Below are 15388 nucleotides of genomic sequence, written 5' to 3'. Positions count from 1 at the left end.
GAATCCTATAGATTTCCTCGTTTCTTTTTAAATCAATGAAATTTTCAAAGTTCAAAGTTGAAACTCACGGCGGTAAATTTCATGCCGTTGTCCCTGATTTTTTTGGATTTGATGTCAACATCTCCGTATTGCTTTAAAAAGGTGTTGATCTCTCTTGAGACGGAGTCGTAATTTTTTCTGTCATAAACCCTGTAGTTTCCCATGAATTTAACTGTCTCTTTAGTTTTCAGGATGTTTACATTATCCAGCCTGAATGATTCACCGTTTTTCTCCAGAACTGAGTTTATTTTCTCCACTATCTCCGCTTTGATTTTCTGTTTTTCTTCATCACTGATCATGATATTCTCTCCTAATTTTCTTTTAAAAGAAGTTTTAAAAAATAAATCATTAAAATATTATGTTTTCTTAATTATTATAATTTGTGTAATGTTTTAATAAAAAAATATGGAGTTAGAGATTTAAATCTCTAACGTCTAACTTTTAAGGTTGCTTTTACAACATCACTCAAGTAGCTCACTTTGATTGCATATTTTTTACCGGCTTTGAGTTTTTTGAGGACTGATTTTTTGATGGTTACCTTAGCGATACCCTTTTTGTTTGTTTTTGCCTTGAAAGTTTTGCCTTTGACCTTGAATTTGATGACTTTGCCTTTAATGGCTGTTTTTCCTTTCTTGAGGGTAGCCTTCAATACAAGTTTTTTGGCTGACTTTTTGACTTTAACTGTTTTTGTGGTTTTCAATACCTGTTTTACTGTCAATTTGTTTTTAACGGTTTGGCCTTTGTATGTTGCGGAAATTGTGTATTTTCCTGGAGTGATTTTGGAAGGTATCTTCAAGATTGCATATCCGTTGGCATTGGTTTTTACCTTAAAGGTTTTTTTGCCGATTTTAATGGTCACAATCTGATTTTTGCCCACGAACTTACCGTCGTCTCCTTTTACACGTACCTTGTAGGTGTGTCCGTCGTAATAGTACATGTTAATGTTTGAATTTCCAGAGAATCTGGAAACGACATTAATTGTAATTCTTAAGGTTTCGCCGGTTTTTGGATTTACATAGTCAATGTAGTGTTTTCCGATTGCATTTTTAGGGCTGATGTCGATGCTTAGTATACCTTTACCATTTGTTATTGCACCGGAAAGTTCTTGATTATCATATTTGGCAGATACTTGGGTATTTGCGAGAATGTTTCCATCTGAATCAAAGAACTGCACAGCAAAAGATCCGCCTGCATTGTATCCCAGTGTCAAACTTGTTTCATCATTGCTGAAAATACTTGTTTTTATCACTACTGGAGTTGAGAAAGTTATATTGTTGTAGTTTAGGGTTACAAGGTATTCTCCTGCAGGTAAAACTCCCAATGAAATGTTTCCTGTATTGCCGATGATTGGTATGGTGAGATTTTTATTGTTGAAGCTTGCTTGAATGCTGTCTCCAGTGACATTGTAGACTGTAAATATTGTTTCATTTGGACCATAATATTTCAGGATGTTTCTGGTAATCAGGCTGTTGTGATAGGTGTATACCTTAACCGGAGCAATAATATTTTTTTCTGCAAGGCTAACTATTTTGCCCTCTTGGATTCCGTAATTCACCTTAGGCACATAAATGCTTCTTGTATATTCAGCAACTGGCATTGAATTGGTAGTTATTCTGATTTCAAAGGTTGAATTTTCATCAACTGCAATGTATTTGTTCAATTTAATTGTTTCATATCCGCTATGGCTTGATTTTCCACTTTGGCTGTAAACAAAATTCTCATTGACATATATTGAAATGGTATATGGGCTGCCTGCGGTTTCAAAGTAGGTTCCGACTGCTGCAATTATGTCTCCATTTTCGCTGGTATATAGCTGTCCGTATCCATCGTAGTCGTCTAAAAAGTCGTACCTTCCGATGACTTCATTTTGATAAAGGGTTTCATAGTGCTCCACATTGTCAAAAGTGAATCCCACAGCATCAACCACTAATGATTTGTCGTAGTAGGAAAGATAGTAGAATCCTCCATCTCCCCATTGATCTCCCCAACTGTTTTTACAAATCCATGCACCGTTGCCGGGAGCTGTAGTTGAGAAATTGTATTTTGAAAAGTTATCGTCCCATCCGACTAATGTCACGTAATGGTTTCCTTCGTATTTGTTGTTGTAAACTGACTTGTACACCTTACTGTAGGATGGATCGCTTGAATCTGCACCGTATACGAAAAGGTTCATTGCACCATATTTTGTCAAGAATTGCTTAATGGCATTCTTGTCTTTTATGTTTATTAAAACAGCGTTTACTGTGTGGACTTCCGCAGGACTGTAATGTAATGCAGAAACTTTTCCAAGCTCATCGTATTCATCATCTGTTGTGTTGATTGCCCCTAACCAGCTTACAAAGTATGAAGCGCCCATAAACATGGTTCCGGCTTCTGTTGTACCGGTTTGTCCGTATTCTGTAAACGGCAGACAGAGATTTTTGATATTGTTTTCGGAAATGTCAAGTTCTATTCCTGTTGCGATTAGGTATGATGATTCAAATGCGCCTGCAGCTCCAAATGCCCAGCATGAACCCATTGAACCCTGGTTTTTAACACCAGTGACCAATCCATGATCGTTTAGATTGAAGTAGGAATCTGCTGCGGAGCCTGGAATAGGCTTTGGATTCAATATAATTTGGTCTCCGTTGTATCTTATGAGATAAGATATATTTCTGTCGTCTATTGTGGCGTTGTATTCTCCGCAGTTTGTTATGCGGCATCCTTCAGCATCGAATCTGGTGAAGATATTATTGTTATTGAACTGTGTGTTATCAATCATGTACATTGTGGAATAACTGTAAATCGCTTCACCTTTACCTGCAGAATTATCTGTAAATGTGGAATTGGTAATAAATGCACCTTTGATATAGTCAAGATATGCAGCTCCGCCGCATCCGTCAACTTCTCGTGCCTTATTGTTTGTAAAGGTACTGTTCTTAATGGATACTCCTGTCCATGATGCATAGATGGCTCCACCGTTTTCAGATGCATTATTGTTTGTGAAAGTGGAGTTAAATATTAAAAGTGTTCCTCCCAGCTGAACTAGTGCTCCTCCAAATTCTGCAGTGTTTTTGTCAAACAGGGTATTATTGATTATAACACCACCTTTACCTAAAGTATTACTGTTTGCTGCGATATCTGCAAAGATGGCTCCACCATTTCTTTTGGCAGTGACGTTTATAAATTCACAGTCAATAATTGCTAATTCAGTATATTTTTGTTCATTCTGCGCTTTTACTGCAACGGCTCCTCCAGTCATATTTGCAAGTAAGTTAATGAATTTTGATCTTGATATTGTTGTGGAACCGCTGTTATATATTGCAGTTGCATATCTTGAGGTAACGTTTGCAAAAGTAGTTTCTGAAATATTTAAAACACTGCTTGATCCATAAATCAAACTCCATGTTACAGGATTTTTGTTAGTAAATGTTGCATTTTTTATATGCATTTTAGCGGATGATGTGAATAATGCACATCCTCCCTCTTTAGCGTAATTGTCAGTAAATTTATCGTTGGTAATGTAACATTCACTATCACGGGCATATATCGCGCCTCCCACATCTTTAGCGTAATTGTCAGTAAATTTATCGTTGGTACTGTAATATGTACTTTTGTAGGCATATATTGCACCTCCTACATCCTGAGAATGGGTATTTATGAATGTGACGTTGATGGTGGTCAGTATACCATTCCGCAATTCTATTGCAGTGTTATTGGTGTTTTTCAATACAAGATTTTTCAATGTTAAGTTTCCGCCATTCACTTTAAACATGAAAGTTTTGCCGTCGGCATCGATTTCATGATTATTTCCATCAATAGTGAAAACTTTATTTTTAAATTCTATATACTTTGTATTTTTGTCGGTTTCGTTATTATATTTATAATCGTTTTCTAACGTTATTGAATCAGATGATTCATTTATCTCTTGTGATAAATTAACATATGACAGTTCAGGAGCTTCGGAAATAACATCCTGTGTGTCGTCGAGCTCCAATGTGTCTGTAACTGTCTGATTTGCATCTTCAGCACAGACAACTCCCATCGTCATTATCAATAAAAATAGAAAGATTATACTTATCTTATGAAATTTCAATATTTTTCCTCCATATTTTTATACATTTATAATATTTGTGTTTCGGGGTATAAAATATATGTCATATTTAATTTTAGGCATTGTTTGAGCTTGTAAAATTGCTTCGCTAGAAATTGAGTTAACATTTAGGAAATTATTAATTTAATGAAATCCAATATATTAATTGATTTTGATGTTTTCCTATCCAAGAGTTTTAAGGCAAAAAGATTTGAAAAAGATATCCAAATATCCCTGTGATGATGAGATTAAGGACGCTTACACTAAATATTTGACAAATTATTCATTTGATGAGTTTGTAAGCTTCTGCAACGACAACAGTGAAAAAAGCATGGAAGATAAAATTTTCAAGTTCACCGATTTGCAGCTGGAAAAATTTGAGCCCAATTCCCTAATTTGGGTTTCCCATGTGATGATCAATTTCATGATATATTTCAATGTCAATCTGGATTATGGCCAGTATTATGATGCCTATGCTTCTGCTATCCAGCTGACCGTTCTTACATGTGCCATGAAAATGTCAATAGAAAAGATTTCCTTTGCAGATGTTCCTTTCCCGGAAAATTCCAAAATATGTTTTGAAGAATTTTTCAAGGAATGCCCAGATTACAGATTCAATTTAAAAAAGGATTGCGAGCTGGCTTATAAGTCATACAATACCAATTTTGATTTCACAATCGAGGAGTTCTATATTAAAATGGAAGACCATTTCCAGAAAAACGGTTATTTGGCATAACTGCTTATTTTTTAGGATGTTTTGTATGTGCTCAAAGAAAGTCATGAAATAACTTTATAAACAATTATTTTTAGATTATTCCATATGAGAAAATATGTCTTTATTTTAATGGCCATCATGTTGCTTGCATTGGCCCCTGCAGTGTATAGTGCAGATTTTGAAAACAGCACCATTCCAGGATTGAACATGACCACTGACATTGATTTGGCAATGAATGCGGCACAGAGTGAAAACAAGTCTGTAGCCATATTCTTCGATCAGGCCAGTTGCGCTTACTGCGAAATGCTGAAAAGTAATGTTTTAAGCAATTCTGATGTTCAAAAGCAGTTGAATGAAAATTATGTCTTCCTTTTGGTTGACATCAATGAAAATCCTAAATTCGCCGATAAATATAGGGTTTATGGAACTCCCATAATCAAGTTCATTGAACCTAGCGGCAAGGTTATTCATGAAATTCAGGGATATGTCGAGGCTGACGAATTCTTAAAGGAACTTAAGGAGATATAAATGGAAATAGTTCCTTTGATTTCTTTTTTTACAGGAGTAATTTCAATATTGTCTCCTTGCATCCTGCCGGTAATCCCCATATTCGTAGCTTTCAGCCTGAAGACAAAGTCAAAAAGTGAAATTATTTCATTCACATTTGGATTACTGAGCATTTTTCTAGTTATAATACTCCTGACAGGATTTTTCACATCCATTGTTTACCAATACCTTTTTTATATAAGGATTTTATCGGCTGTTCTTCTTCTCTTAATCGGAATTCTGATGCTTGTTGACTATTCATTTAGTTTCAGTGTTAAATTGCCGAAAGCGAGTAAGGGGATTGTCGGTTCATTTGTTTTGGGATTCATAACATCAATTTCCTGGGCACCGTGCTACAGCGCATATCTGATTTCTCTCATAACTCTTTTAGTGTCTTCCAGCGACGGACTGTATGCGGTTTTCAATATACTTTTATACTGTTTAGGCTTCGGTTTGACGTTATTCGTTTTAAGCCTTCTGATTTCAAAGATAAATTTCGAAAAGCTGATTGGAAAAACAAAATACATTCCCAAAGTCTTTGCCATTCTGATAATTATTGGAGCAATCTATCTGTTTTGGGAGTCATTCAAAGTGTTGATTTAGCGAATCTTTCAAGAGCATCTCCTTTGAAATGGAAAAGTTCCCAGTCTTTCCTTTCGGATCCGATGGAGTGGTAAAACTCTATGCTTGGCTTGTTCCAGGAAAGGCAGGTCCATTCCATGCGGCCATATCCTCTATCGATTACAATCTTTGCAAGTTCCTTCAGAAGGGCTTTTCCATATCCCTTTCCCCTGTGTTCCACTTCAATGAAAAGGTCTTCCAGATGCATGTTCACATTTCCGATATATGTGGAAAAGCTTAAGAAATACAGGGCAAAGCCAATCACTTCTCCATCTAAAAGAGCAAATATCACTTCAGCCTGTTTTTCGTCAAAGACCCATTTTTCAATGTCGCTTTCAGTTGCGACAACTTCATCCAATCTTTTTTCATAATCTGCAAGTTTTTTGATGTACTCCAAAATTAAAAGTGAATCTTTTCTTTGGGCAATTTCAAAAGTCAAGTCTGTCATGTGTTAATTTATTAGAGTTCCTGATTAAATTATTTTGTAGAAAAATTAATAATGATGAGGGATAAATAGATAGTTGGTGTAATTATGGCAAATTATGATACAGTGGAAAGCGCAAGGGAATTTTTTTATAATGACAAATTTGCAGTAAATGCAGGTATAACATTGGATGAGTTGACAGAAGACAAGGCAATCTGTAGCTTAAAGATAACTGACGAGCATAAAAATGCTTATGGGGGAGTTATGGGTGGTGTGATATTCACATTGGCTGATTTTGCATTTGCAGTTCTGTCAAATCAGATACACCAGCTTACTGTCGCCCAGCAGGTAAGCATCAATTATCTGTCTGCCCCTAAAGGCGAAAAGCTGATTGCCGAGGCAACATGCCGTAAAAGCGGACGCACATCTTCAATCGTAATAGTCAATGTATCTGATGATATCGGACGCGATGTTGCCCAGTTTGTTGGAACCGGATTCAAATTATAAGTGAGTTTTTCCAAACTCAAATCATCATTTTTTTCACGCGTCAAGGAGCCTAAATAACTCCTTGTGCTTTACAATTTCTGTGCTTGTGGGATTTATACATCTGCTTTTCTGAAGTATTCAACGGTCTTTTCAAGGGTATTTCGCTTAAACATACGAAGTCTCCCTTATGAATTTAATGATATTGAACAATGCTATTAGGCTATTTGGATTCAGATTCAACAGTTCATTTGTTGTTTCAAGGGATTTGTAGGGTTTGTTTAGTTGGTTCAGGGAGTGTATTTTGTATTGGAGTAGTTTTTCATTTTTTGGATTTCTGTCACAGAGTTTTATGATGTTTATGTGGTAAGTTTCAGCTTTTTTATTTTGCCTTGTCATTTCATAAACCTCTGCAATTTCATTCATGCGCATTATATTTTCAAAATCAATATTGCTTTTATATTGCATATTTTTCACCAAATCTTTTTGTAATTAGTTATTATTAATATAATAACTTTTAAATCTATGTATGGACTTATTTCAATATTATAATTGATTTATAATTATTTTAAGTCAATATAAATATTGTTTTTTGTATGGTGTTTTGATTTCAAAAACCATTTGTTTTATTAATGATGAAATCAATAACTATAAAGTGACTGATTAACAAGTCGTGAAAAATAGCAAATTCGGAGTTGCACTGCCGTAACTTCGAATTTTTTTATGCAACACTAATTGTTGTTAGTCGCAACATTTATTTCTATGATTTTTAACCAATTTTTAATTGCCCATTTAATTTAAAGTTCAATCGATTAAACTAATGGTATCAGAGTTATATTGTATTTTAATTTATTTTGTATTCATTTTTTTCAATAGGTATTTATTTTCTTAAAAATATTCTTTCGAGTATCTACATCACAACATATAATTATCTAGTTTTCTAAAAACATTACTATGGAACTTATAGATGTTATGCTTAAGAGAAGAAGTACAAGGAAATTCAATGATGATCCGGTAACAAAGGAAGAATTGGAAATGATTCTCCATGCCGCTCTTCTTGCACCGACCAGCATGAACCGCAAGCCATGCAATTTCATGGTGGTGGAGCGAAAGGAAACCTTGATTGATTTGGCAAATGCTAAAGATCATGGTGCTGATTTAATCAAAGGTGCCGATAAGGCTATTGTAGTGGTTGCAGACACTTTGGTGGCGGATACCTGGATTGAAGACTCATCCATTGCCCTGACATATATGCATTTGATGGCTACAGAGTTGGGCCTTGGAAGCTGTTGGGTTCAGATTCATTTGAGGTCCAAAAACGGAAAAGATTCAGAGGAGCTTGTCAGGGACATTCTGAAAATTGATAATCACTATAGGATTGTTGGCATCATGGCATTGGGCCATTCCGATGATATTCCTCCGGCTCATGACCTGAAGGACATCGATAAGAGCAAGGTTCATTTCCTGGTTTAGCTACTTTTAACCCTTGACAAGTTACAAAATCTTTATTAACGTTTCAAATTAACATTTAATTAGAGGGATTAAAAATGCATGTTAAAGATTTATTGGATTATTTAGACATTAGAGTCAAGTTGCCTCAGCATTGGTATTCAACCGATATCAGCAATGATTTTGAAGACGCAAATCTTTTGGAAAATGATGAGATAATCAAAATTGAGGCTGTTGGTGAGAAAAACACCAAACTGATAGTTATTGATGTAAATGACGGGATGAGCGTTGTCACAAAGTTTCCTGACGGTAAAGTCATCGGCGTCAAGTACTTGGATAATAAGGATGATTTCGAATATATTGGAAAACCTTCCGAACTGTATTACTGATGAAAATATTTATATATTCTTTTAAATATAATCACAATTACACTATAGGAGGAATCAATTATGGTTGATAAAAAAGCCCCTGCAGATGGTTGGCCGGTAATCAGCGGTGACTATATTGTAGGAGATCCGGAAAGTCCAGTTGCAGTAACTACTCTTGCTTCCCACATTGAAGCTGAATTGTCAGGAGCAGCTATTGCAGGCCCATGTAAAACAGAAAACCTAGGCATTGAAAAGGTTGTAGCAAATATTATATCAAATCCGAATATCAGATTCTTGATTTTGGCTGGTGCTGAAGTGCAAGGCCACATTACCGGTCAAAGTATTAAGGCATTATATGAGAGCGGTGCAGACCCTGACAAAAAGAAAATTATTGGTGCTATAGGAGCTATACCATTCGTTGAAAATGTTCCTCTCGAAGGTATTGAAAGGTTCCAGCAACAATTGGAAATTGTCGATTTGATTGATACTGAAGACATCGGGGCAATCCAATCAAAAATCAATGAATGTGTTGAAAAGGATCCTGGTGCACTTGAAGCTGACCCAATTGTCATGGAAGTTGACGAGGAAGAAGAAAAAATGGTCATCGTTGACAAAAAAGGCAAAAAGGAAAAATCTGAGGCATAACTGTCTCAGTATCTCTATTTTTTTATTCTATTTTTCAGTTTTTGGATTAATTTCGCTCTATTTTTTTTTTTTTATTGAAATCTTTTTTTTAAATCATATTTTTTTGAATTTTTTTGTTGTGGGCACATCCATGATATTGCACTTTTTTGCATTTTCTTAAAAAATACAAAAAACTTTATATATATCCTAAAATAAATAATATTTTACAGTTTAATAACTGTAATTTTTTGAAAAATATAATTAAAATAGTTAAGTTTATATACTATGAAAACTAATGTATTATTGGAAAGTGCATAACTTTTCAAAAAATGCATTGACTGTTAACTAAAAATCACACCATTGTTTTTTAAGGTGAACTATAAAAAAATAAGCGAGGTAATAATATGAACCCAAATATTAATTGGAGCGAAAAAGTTAAAGACTTGGATGAAACAATTAGAAAAGAAATTGGTATTGAAGAGGAAAACGAAGCTAAGCATATCTTAATCAAAGTTCAAACAAAGTCTGCTGAAGCAATCGAACCTGCATTCATTGTTGGAGAAGATGAGACATTTCTTGATTTGTTTGTCTTGTCCCCACAAGGTTCAGGCCTTACTTCAACAGCCGTGTTAAAGAATAACATTCAAAGTGTAGGAGTTATCGGCGGAGTCTCTGCTGAAAAAGTAGACCCCTCCGAAATTCCTGATGAAACACCGCTACTCGATGACGTAGCCGGTCTTTACCAATAAATTAGTTTTGGCTCACCACCAAAACTAATGCTCATTCAACCACCATCTTCAAACAACTTTCTTTGAAAGGGATTAACATGCAAAAGATAATACTTAATGATATGGCCGAAATATTTTCCGGCCTATCATATAGACGTTACTTAGATGAGAATGGAGATGACTTCAAAATCATTGTTCAAAGGTCCATTAAAAGAGATGGTGAACTATCTGATTTTGAAGAGGTGTCTCTAAAAAGCGATATTAAGGAAAGGTATTTTACACAGAAAAATGATGTCCTGATGAAAATGACTTATCCATATGATGTTGTTTGTGTAAAAGATGAAAATCTTGTGATAAGTGACAGGATAGCTATAATAAGGCTTAAAGAGGGTTATGACCCTGAATTCATTGCTCATCTATTGACAAATGCACACATTAAAAAGCAACTCCATGAACTTGGAGGCAGCGGCAAGATACCTCATACATCACTAAAAGAGATAAAACAACTTCAAATTATTGTTCCTGATTTAAAAACACAAAAGAAATATGGGAAACTTTTAAACACCATTAACGATAAGATCTTTGAGGATTTGCGTCAAGTTGAATATGACAGGCACCTTAAGGAAGCGATACTGAATGATTTATGGGGTGATGGCACATGAAAAATAAGAAATCCATAAATTATAAGATTCTGAAAATGCTGATGTCTCAATCAAGAAGTTATAAACTTCCTCCTGAAATAGACTACATTGTAATGTACACATTTCTGTACAAATACTGCTCAGATACCATAAAGGATTTTTTGCTGCTTGAATTAAGAGATAAGGAACTTACAATCGATGAGGCCTACAGGGATAAGGGCTATCAGGAACGTCTTCTATTTGATTCACTTAAATTAAACGGTTTTTATATTAAAAGTTCAGAAGCTTTCATTGAGGAAGTCGTTAACAGCAACTACTCAAAACCTGGGTTCCTGCCGGACTTCTTAAAGATATTTCCGGAAAACATAATGTTCAGTTCCGAATATCACAATTCTGATTATTTTGATTATCTCTTCAAAACAATAGACAATGAAATCGACACATTCAAATTCACAAGCGAAGAGATCCATAATGTCGGCGAGGTAATTAATCTGATTTCACAGTTTGATGTTTTCGATTATGATTTCGAGTTCAGTGAGGTATTCAATATAATTTCCGATTCTAATCTGATGCACATCGGTTCAAATCCGGAATTCATTAATCAGATTCTATCAAGAATAGTTCTGGCTGAAAAAAAGACCATCAACAGTGCGTATGACCCATTCATAAAGGATGGGGAATCCATAATGAAGTTATATAAAAGCATCGGATACGACCTGAAGTACTGTTATGGTAAGGATTCATTTAAATTAAATTATTTTTACACTCTCATCAAATTTTTCATAAACAATCTGTCATTCAATGATGTGTTCTTAAAGAATGAAGATGCAATGGATTCAATTGACATTAATGGATCCTCCTTTGATGTGATATTGTCTAAGATTCCTATTGCCATAAAGAATTACTATTCATCAAATGTCAATCAGAGCAGGGAAATTGCAAAAAGGAATAAAAGAAGCGAACTTGAAAGCCTGCTATTGGATAACTTTGGCATGGATGGAGATTCCTTTAAACAGGATAGTGAATTGAATATCGCTTTGGAAAATCTTGTTGAAAAGATAAATCTTGAAGATGAGTCCGGCACAGATTTTATAGGGGAATATGAATCCCTTAAAGAAAGTGAATTCTTGTTTTTGCTCAATCTTGTGGATTCTCTAAAAGATGATGGGATAATGGCCATAAGCATTTCTGAAAATTTCCTGTTTAAAAACTCGTTGGAGATTCTTAGAAAATATTTGACATATGAAAAAAACTACATTGACACAATCATTCGCATTCCAAATGAAATCATCCGCTCAAGGCCGGAAGTGGTTATCGTATTTAAGAAAAACAGATCAAACGAAGATATTCTGTTCATTGATATGGCTGTCGACTATGAAACCCAAAGAAGCGGCAGGGCATACCCTGGACTCTTTAGAAAGAATCTTGTTTTGAATAATAAGACAATGGCCAAAATGGAAAATGTGTATTTAAACAAACTGTCAATACCAAAATTTTCAAATTTGATTTCAATTGATGAGATAAAAAACAATGCTTTCAACTTGTCAGTTTCCCGTTATGTGGATACCTTTGAAGGTGAATTCATTTCACTTGATGAGATAATCGTTGAAAAACAGGAAATCGAGTCAAATATCAAGGATTTAAATTGTAAAATTGAAAAAATGATGGATGAATTAGATATCAGATTCTAAACTGATATTATCATTAATTTCATCCTCAATAATATTTTCTAACTTTGTGAAGTAAGATAAGTGGACAATTTTATCTTTATATTCGTATAGTGTTCCAAGTCCTTCGTCGTTTTCAAATTCAAAGGCTTCCTCAAGCCCTATGTTGTCTCTTTTTTCAAATGTTGAATTTAGTGCATTGTCTATCACGCTTTTAGCAGCATCAGCATTTATCGTAAATGTCTTGTTTTCAACCTTTGAGTCGATAAGGTAACTTTTTAATATCTTTTCATGGAATTCCTTATAGATTTCAGGGTTTAGGAATATTTCAAAGCCCATGATTTCACCGTTTACAATGATTAGAACACCATTTTGACCTGGTTCAATGCTGAACTCTTTTATTATCTTGGCATGATCTATTTTCAGGTGTTCATAGCTCTCTTCCATTGCGCAGGTTGGAGAGGAATAATCGTTTTCAATCTCCAGGCTATTGATGGATGACCAGATGACATTCTGATATGAACCATGTTTTCTGGATGCATACTCCTTTGCCCTTCTGGTGTTGTAGTTTGCAATATATTTTGATTGCTTGAATTCGCTTTTGTATGCCCATCTTCCCTTTTCGGTGCAGCTTACAGGTATTTTCATATTGCTTTTCGCATTGACCAGAATAGTGGAATTGACGATACGGTTCTGGTCTCCTCCAACTATCTCTTCGCCATCAATTAGGATTAATGGGACAACTGAATTGTTTTTGACAATTACAGTATTTACGGTGGATGTTTCACATTCCTTTACTTCGACCAGTCCCAATTCGAGACCTTTTTTAAGGGTCAACAGGTCGATGTATGATTTTTCAGTTTTTAATGGAATTATCGCAAGATTTTCGTGTACTTGTGGCTTTAAAAGTTCAATATCCTTTTCAAGTGCAATCATTTTTATCATCTTCAGTAGTGTTGTTTAATGTATTCGATATCCAATTCTGCAGGATTTTCACTTAGGTAATGAACATCACTTTCAGGATTTTCAATTTCTTCTATGAATTCATCAGAGGACAATATTTTTGCTATTGCATTGTGGTCAGATATGAATTTGATTCGTGCATAGTATTCGTCTTCAATTTTGTCATAAACCCTTCCTGAACTCATGCATCCTTTGATTACAGAATTGACGCTGTTTGCAACATAGCCTATTTTTCCGAAATATCTCATTTCACAGGCTATTGCTTCGGTGTCGTATTTGTTGTCTGGTTCCTTTACTAATTTAACTATTCCGTTTACTTTGAGTGGTTTTGAGCCATGAAATTTGTTAAATGCAATGATTGTAATAAACATATTTTCACCTCTTGTATTTAACTTGTGTCAATCTATTTGATAAGGTTTTTATAAATGGTATTTGTGGTCAAAAAATAAGAAAAATTGTAGTAGATTATAATCTACTAACTTTGATTAATGATTCAACAGGTATGCCTTCAATTTCTGAAAGTCCTGCCTTATCGATTAAGACGGTAACGCAAGTTGGTTCTCCGCCAAGGTCTTTAACGGTGTGAATTACCTCTTTTGCGGTTTTTCCACTTGTGATTACGTCGTCTACAATAACAACTTTCTTGCCTTCGACGCTTCCGAAGTTGGTACTGATTGTACCTTCATCATCACTTTCATCGGCATCCTTTCTGTGCTTGTGAGGGTGGAAAATTGCTAATGAAGTGTCTAATCCAGTCATGTCCTCAATCAAATCAGCCATTACTGTTGCGAATGGAATACCGCTGACTGCAATTCCAACTATTGTATCAACTTCACCATGTGATAATGCCATGTCACTTAAAGCGCCTGAAACGTAACTTAAACGGGTGGAATTTCCACCAATGCTTTTCCAATTGATGGCAAAGTCAACTGGTGCTTCAGCTTTTACTTCTTCTGTTTTTTGGAGAGTCAACCATCTGGCGGTATCCATACTAACATTAAGTTCATCAGCTATTTCACCGGTTGTAAATCCGTGTTGTCTTAGTTCTTGAGCCTTTTGAATTAATTTTTGCTTCACATTATCACCTATTCGAGTTGTTCAAAACTAATTGGTTTATGTTCTTTGGAGGATCTGTTCGCAGCAATAACCATTTTAAGAGCTTTGAGTCCGTCTTCACCGGTAATCTCTGGCTCTTCTTTGTTCATCACTGAATTCAGGAATGAGTTTAATTCACTTTTGAGAGGTTCTTCATGCTTGATTTGAATATCTTGGGCAAATTTACCGTATACCTCAATACTTTGTTTGATATAATCTACAGATATGATTCCGGCAGTACCTGTAAGTTCCAATTCTCTACGTTTATATGGGGTAAGCCAGTTCACTTCAATGATTCCAGTTGATTCGTTGTCAAAGTTAACCATTATCTCTGCATGGTCTTCAAATTCGCTGTCATCAAAACTACAATTCATTGAGCCGTAGACCTGGGTAACTTCCTCTTCAAATAAATAATTCATAATGTCTAAATCGTGAATAGCTAAGTCTATTGAAACACCAACATCCTTAATTCTTGGTGGGAGTGGCCCTACTCTTTTTGCAAATGCGGATACGACATCGCCAATTACTCCGTCATCAATAAGTTCTTTAGCTTTTTGAACAGCAGGATTAAATCTTTCAACGTGTCCGGTTGCAAGCAGAACTCCAGCTTCCTTAGCTGCTGCAATCATCTCTTCGGCTTCTTCAACGGTAAATGCAATCGGTTTTTCAACCAGTACATGCTTTCCGTTTTTGATTGCTTCCATTACCACTGCATGGTGGAATGTGGTTGGCACACATACGCTTACCGCTTCTATTTCCGGATTTTCCAATAGTTCGCTATAGTCTGTAAAACCTTTTGCACCGTATTTCTTTTCAATTTTTTTGAGTGCTCTTTCACTTACATCACTTACAGCGACTAAATTTGCTTCTTCCATTTTGTGGTAGACACGAACGTGGTTTTCACCCATCGCACCTACTCCTACAACTCCTACGTTAATAGTTTTCAATTCAAT

Annotated in this window: 17 protein-coding genes and 1 pseudogene; 10 read left to right on the top strand and 8 right to left on the bottom strand. The window is 35.2% G+C overall.

Features of this window, described 5'->3' with window-relative positions; genetic code table 11:
- Window positions 1-44: 44 nt before the first annotated feature.
- The gene (locus ACJMML_RS09045; RefSeq protein WP_405306998.1) at window positions 45-338 is read right to left on the bottom strand and encodes a hypothetical protein; all 294 of its coding nucleotides are present in this window, start codon (window positions 336-338) and stop codon (window positions 45-47) included.
- Window positions 339-466: 128 nt separating this feature from the next.
- Complete coding sequence (locus tag ACJMML_RS09040; protein WP_405306997.1) at window positions 467-4063, bottom strand: C1 family peptidase; 3597 nt, start codon at window positions 4061-4063, stop codon at window positions 467-469.
- A 223-nt stretch (window positions 4064-4286) separates the two neighbouring features.
- On the opposite strand from ACJMML_RS09040, the gene ACJMML_RS09035 reads away from it, so the two are divergent.
- From ACJMML_RS09035 to ACJMML_RS09025, 3 genes are all read left to right on the top strand, one after another.
- Window positions 4287-4847 carry a hypothetical protein gene (locus ACJMML_RS09035; RefSeq protein WP_405306996.1) on the top strand — a complete coding sequence of 187 codons (561 nt, stop codon included), beginning with the start codon at window positions 4287-4289 and terminating at the stop codon, window positions 4845-4847.
- A 117-nt stretch (window positions 4848-4964) separates the two neighbouring features.
- Window positions 4965-5354 (top strand): thioredoxin family protein, encoded by a 390-nt coding sequence (locus tag ACJMML_RS09030; RefSeq protein ID WP_405306995.1) that lies wholly within the window; start codon window positions 4965-4967, stop codon window positions 5352-5354.
- A complete protein-coding gene (locus ACJMML_RS09025) occupies window positions 5355-5975 on the top strand; it encodes a cytochrome c biogenesis CcdA family protein (protein ID WP_405306994.1) in 621 nt (206 codons plus the stop codon). It begins immediately after the preceding gene.
- Here the strand turns inward: ACJMML_RS09025 and ACJMML_RS09020 are convergent.
- On the bottom strand, window positions 5959-6441 hold the full coding sequence (locus tag ACJMML_RS09020) for a GNAT family N-acetyltransferase (RefSeq protein WP_405306993.1): 483 nt from the start codon (window positions 6439-6441) through the stop codon (window positions 5959-5961). The genes ACJMML_RS09025 and ACJMML_RS09020 overlap by 17 nt on opposite strands.
- 84 nt (window positions 6442-6525) lie before the next feature.
- Here ACJMML_RS09020 and ACJMML_RS09015 point away from each other — a divergent pair, with 84 nt between their 5' ends.
- Window positions 6526-6924 carry a PaaI family thioesterase gene (locus ACJMML_RS09015; RefSeq protein WP_405306992.1) on the top strand — a complete coding sequence of 133 codons (399 nt, stop codon included), beginning with the start codon at window positions 6526-6528 and terminating at the stop codon, window positions 6922-6924.
- Between the two features lie 144 nt (window positions 6925-7068).
- Here the strand turns inward: ACJMML_RS09015 and ACJMML_RS09010 are convergent, their stop codons facing one another.
- Window positions 7069-7368 (bottom strand): hypothetical protein, encoded by a 300-nt coding sequence (locus tag ACJMML_RS09010; protein WP_405306991.1) that lies wholly within the window; start codon window positions 7366-7368, stop codon window positions 7069-7071.
- 486 nt (window positions 7369-7854) lie between these two features.
- On the opposite strand from ACJMML_RS09010, the gene ACJMML_RS09005 reads away from it, so the two are divergent.
- The 6 genes and pseudogenes from ACJMML_RS09005 (at window position 7855) to ACJMML_RS08980 (ending at window position 12401) form a co-directional block, all read left to right on the top strand.
- Complete coding sequence (locus ACJMML_RS09005; RefSeq protein WP_405306990.1) at window positions 7855-8373, top strand: nitroreductase family protein; 519 nt, start codon at window positions 7855-7857, stop codon at window positions 8371-8373.
- Between the two features lie 74 nt (window positions 8374-8447).
- Window positions 8448-8738 carry a hypothetical protein gene (locus ACJMML_RS09000; protein ID WP_405306989.1) on the top strand — a complete coding sequence of 97 codons (291 nt, stop codon included), beginning with the start codon at window positions 8448-8450 and terminating at the stop codon, window positions 8736-8738.
- Window positions 8739-8798: 60 nt separating this feature from the next.
- Window positions 8799-9314: pseudogene (gene mtrA / locus ACJMML_RS08995) on the top strand (tetrahydromethanopterin S-methyltransferase subunit A); the annotation flags it as partial.
- A 431-nt stretch (window positions 9315-9745) separates the two neighbouring features.
- Window positions 9746-10090, top strand: coding sequence for a hypothetical protein (locus ACJMML_RS08990; protein WP_405306988.1), 345 nt, complete (start codon window positions 9746-9748; stop codon window positions 10088-10090).
- A gap of 77 nt (window positions 10091-10167) precedes the next feature.
- The gene (locus ACJMML_RS08985; RefSeq protein ID WP_405306987.1) at window positions 10168-10731 is read left to right on the top strand and encodes a restriction endonuclease subunit S; all 564 of its coding nucleotides are present in this window, start codon (window positions 10168-10170) and stop codon (window positions 10729-10731) included.
- Window positions 10728-12401 carry an N-6 DNA methylase gene (locus ACJMML_RS08980; protein ID WP_405306986.1) on the top strand — a complete coding sequence of 558 codons (1674 nt, stop codon included), beginning with the start codon at window positions 10728-10730 and terminating at the stop codon, window positions 12399-12401. The genes ACJMML_RS08985 and ACJMML_RS08980 overlap by 4 nt, the downstream gene beginning before the upstream one ends.
- Here ACJMML_RS08980 and ACJMML_RS08975 read toward each other — a convergent pair.
- From ACJMML_RS08975 to ACJMML_RS08960, 4 genes are all read right to left on the bottom strand, one after another.
- Window positions 12384-13313 (bottom strand): ARPP-1 family domain-containing protein, encoded by a 930-nt coding sequence (locus tag ACJMML_RS08975; RefSeq protein WP_405306985.1) that lies wholly within the window; start codon window positions 13311-13313, stop codon window positions 12384-12386. The two genes, ACJMML_RS08980 and ACJMML_RS08975, sit on opposite strands and share 18 nt — an antisense overlap.
- 11 nt (window positions 13314-13324) lie before the next feature.
- A complete protein-coding gene (locus tag ACJMML_RS08970; RefSeq protein WP_405306984.1) occupies window positions 13325-13711 on the bottom strand; it encodes an HIRAN domain-containing protein in 387 nt (128 codons plus the stop codon).
- A gap of 94 nt (window positions 13712-13805) precedes the next feature.
- The gene (locus ACJMML_RS08965) at window positions 13806-14417 is read right to left on the bottom strand and encodes an orotate phosphoribosyltransferase-like protein (protein ID WP_405306982.1); all 612 of its coding nucleotides are present in this window, start codon (window positions 14415-14417) and stop codon (window positions 13806-13808) included.
- Between the two features lie 8 nt (window positions 14418-14425).
- Complete coding sequence (locus tag ACJMML_RS08960; RefSeq protein ID WP_405306980.1) at window positions 14426-15382, bottom strand: Gfo/Idh/MocA family oxidoreductase; 957 nt, start codon at window positions 15380-15382, stop codon at window positions 14426-14428.
- Between the last annotated feature and the right edge of the window lie 6 nt (window positions 15383-15388).

The sequence above is a fragment of the Methanobrevibacter sp. genome (assembly GCF_045130115.1).
In the GTDB taxonomy this organism is placed as follows: domain Archaea; phylum Methanobacteriota; class Methanobacteria; order Methanobacteriales; family Methanobacteriaceae; genus Methanocatella.
Note: the sequence above shows the minus strand (reverse complement) of the source record. Positions and strands in the feature narration are given on the sequence as shown.

Bases quoted from the DNA above. Each gene is read 5' to 3' on its own strand.
- ACJMML_RS09030 (WP_405306995.1), top strand. From the start codon at position 4,965: ATGTTGCTTGCATTGGCCCCTGCAGTGTATAGTGCAGATTTTGAAAAC.
- ACJMML_RS09025 (WP_405306994.1), top strand. From the start codon at position 5,355: ATGGAAATAGTTCCTTTGATTTCTTTTTTTACAGGAGTAATTTCAATA.
- ACJMML_RS08990 (WP_405306988.1), top strand. From the start codon at position 9,746: ATGAACCCAAATATTAATTGGAGCGAAAAAGTTAAAGACTTGGATGAA.
- ACJMML_RS09000 (WP_405306989.1), top strand. From the start codon at position 8,448: ATGCATGTTAAAGATTTATTGGATTATTTAGACATTAGAGTCAAGTTG.
- ACJMML_RS08970 (WP_405306984.1), bottom strand. From the start codon at position 13,711: ATGTTTATTACAATCATTGCATTTAACAAATTTCATGGCTCAAAACCA.
- ACJMML_RS08985 (WP_405306987.1), top strand. From the start codon at position 10,168: ATGCAAAAGATAATACTTAATGATATGGCCGAAATATTTTCCGGCCTA.
- ACJMML_RS08980 (WP_405306986.1), top strand. From the start codon at position 10,728: ATGAAAAATAAGAAATCCATAAATTATAAGATTCTGAAAATGCTGATG.
- ACJMML_RS09005 (WP_405306990.1), top strand. From the start codon at position 7,855: ATGGAACTTATAGATGTTATGCTTAAGAGAAGAAGTACAAGGAAATTC.
- ACJMML_RS08975 (WP_405306985.1), bottom strand. From the start codon at position 13,313: ATGATTGCACTTGAAAAGGATATTGAACTTTTAAAGCCACAAGTACAC.
- ACJMML_RS09045 (WP_405306998.1), bottom strand. From the start codon at position 338: ATGATCAGTGATGAAGAAAAACAGAAAATCAAAGCGGAGATAGTGGAG.
- ACJMML_RS09035 (WP_405306996.1), top strand. From the start codon at position 4,287: ATGTTTTCCTATCCAAGAGTTTTAAGGCAAAAAGATTTGAAAAAGATA.
- ACJMML_RS09010 (WP_405306991.1), bottom strand. From the start codon at position 7,368: ATGCAATATAAAAGCAATATTGATTTTGAAAATATAATGCGCATGAAT.
- ACJMML_RS09040 (WP_405306997.1), bottom strand. From the start codon at position 4,063: ATGGGAGTTGTCTGTGCTGAAGATGCAAATCAGACAGTTACAGACACA.
- ACJMML_RS09020 (WP_405306993.1), bottom strand. From the start codon at position 6,441: ATGACAGACTTGACTTTTGAAATTGCCCAAAGAAAAGATTCACTTTTA.
- ACJMML_RS09015 (WP_405306992.1), top strand. From the start codon at position 6,526: ATGGCAAATTATGATACAGTGGAAAGCGCAAGGGAATTTTTTTATAAT.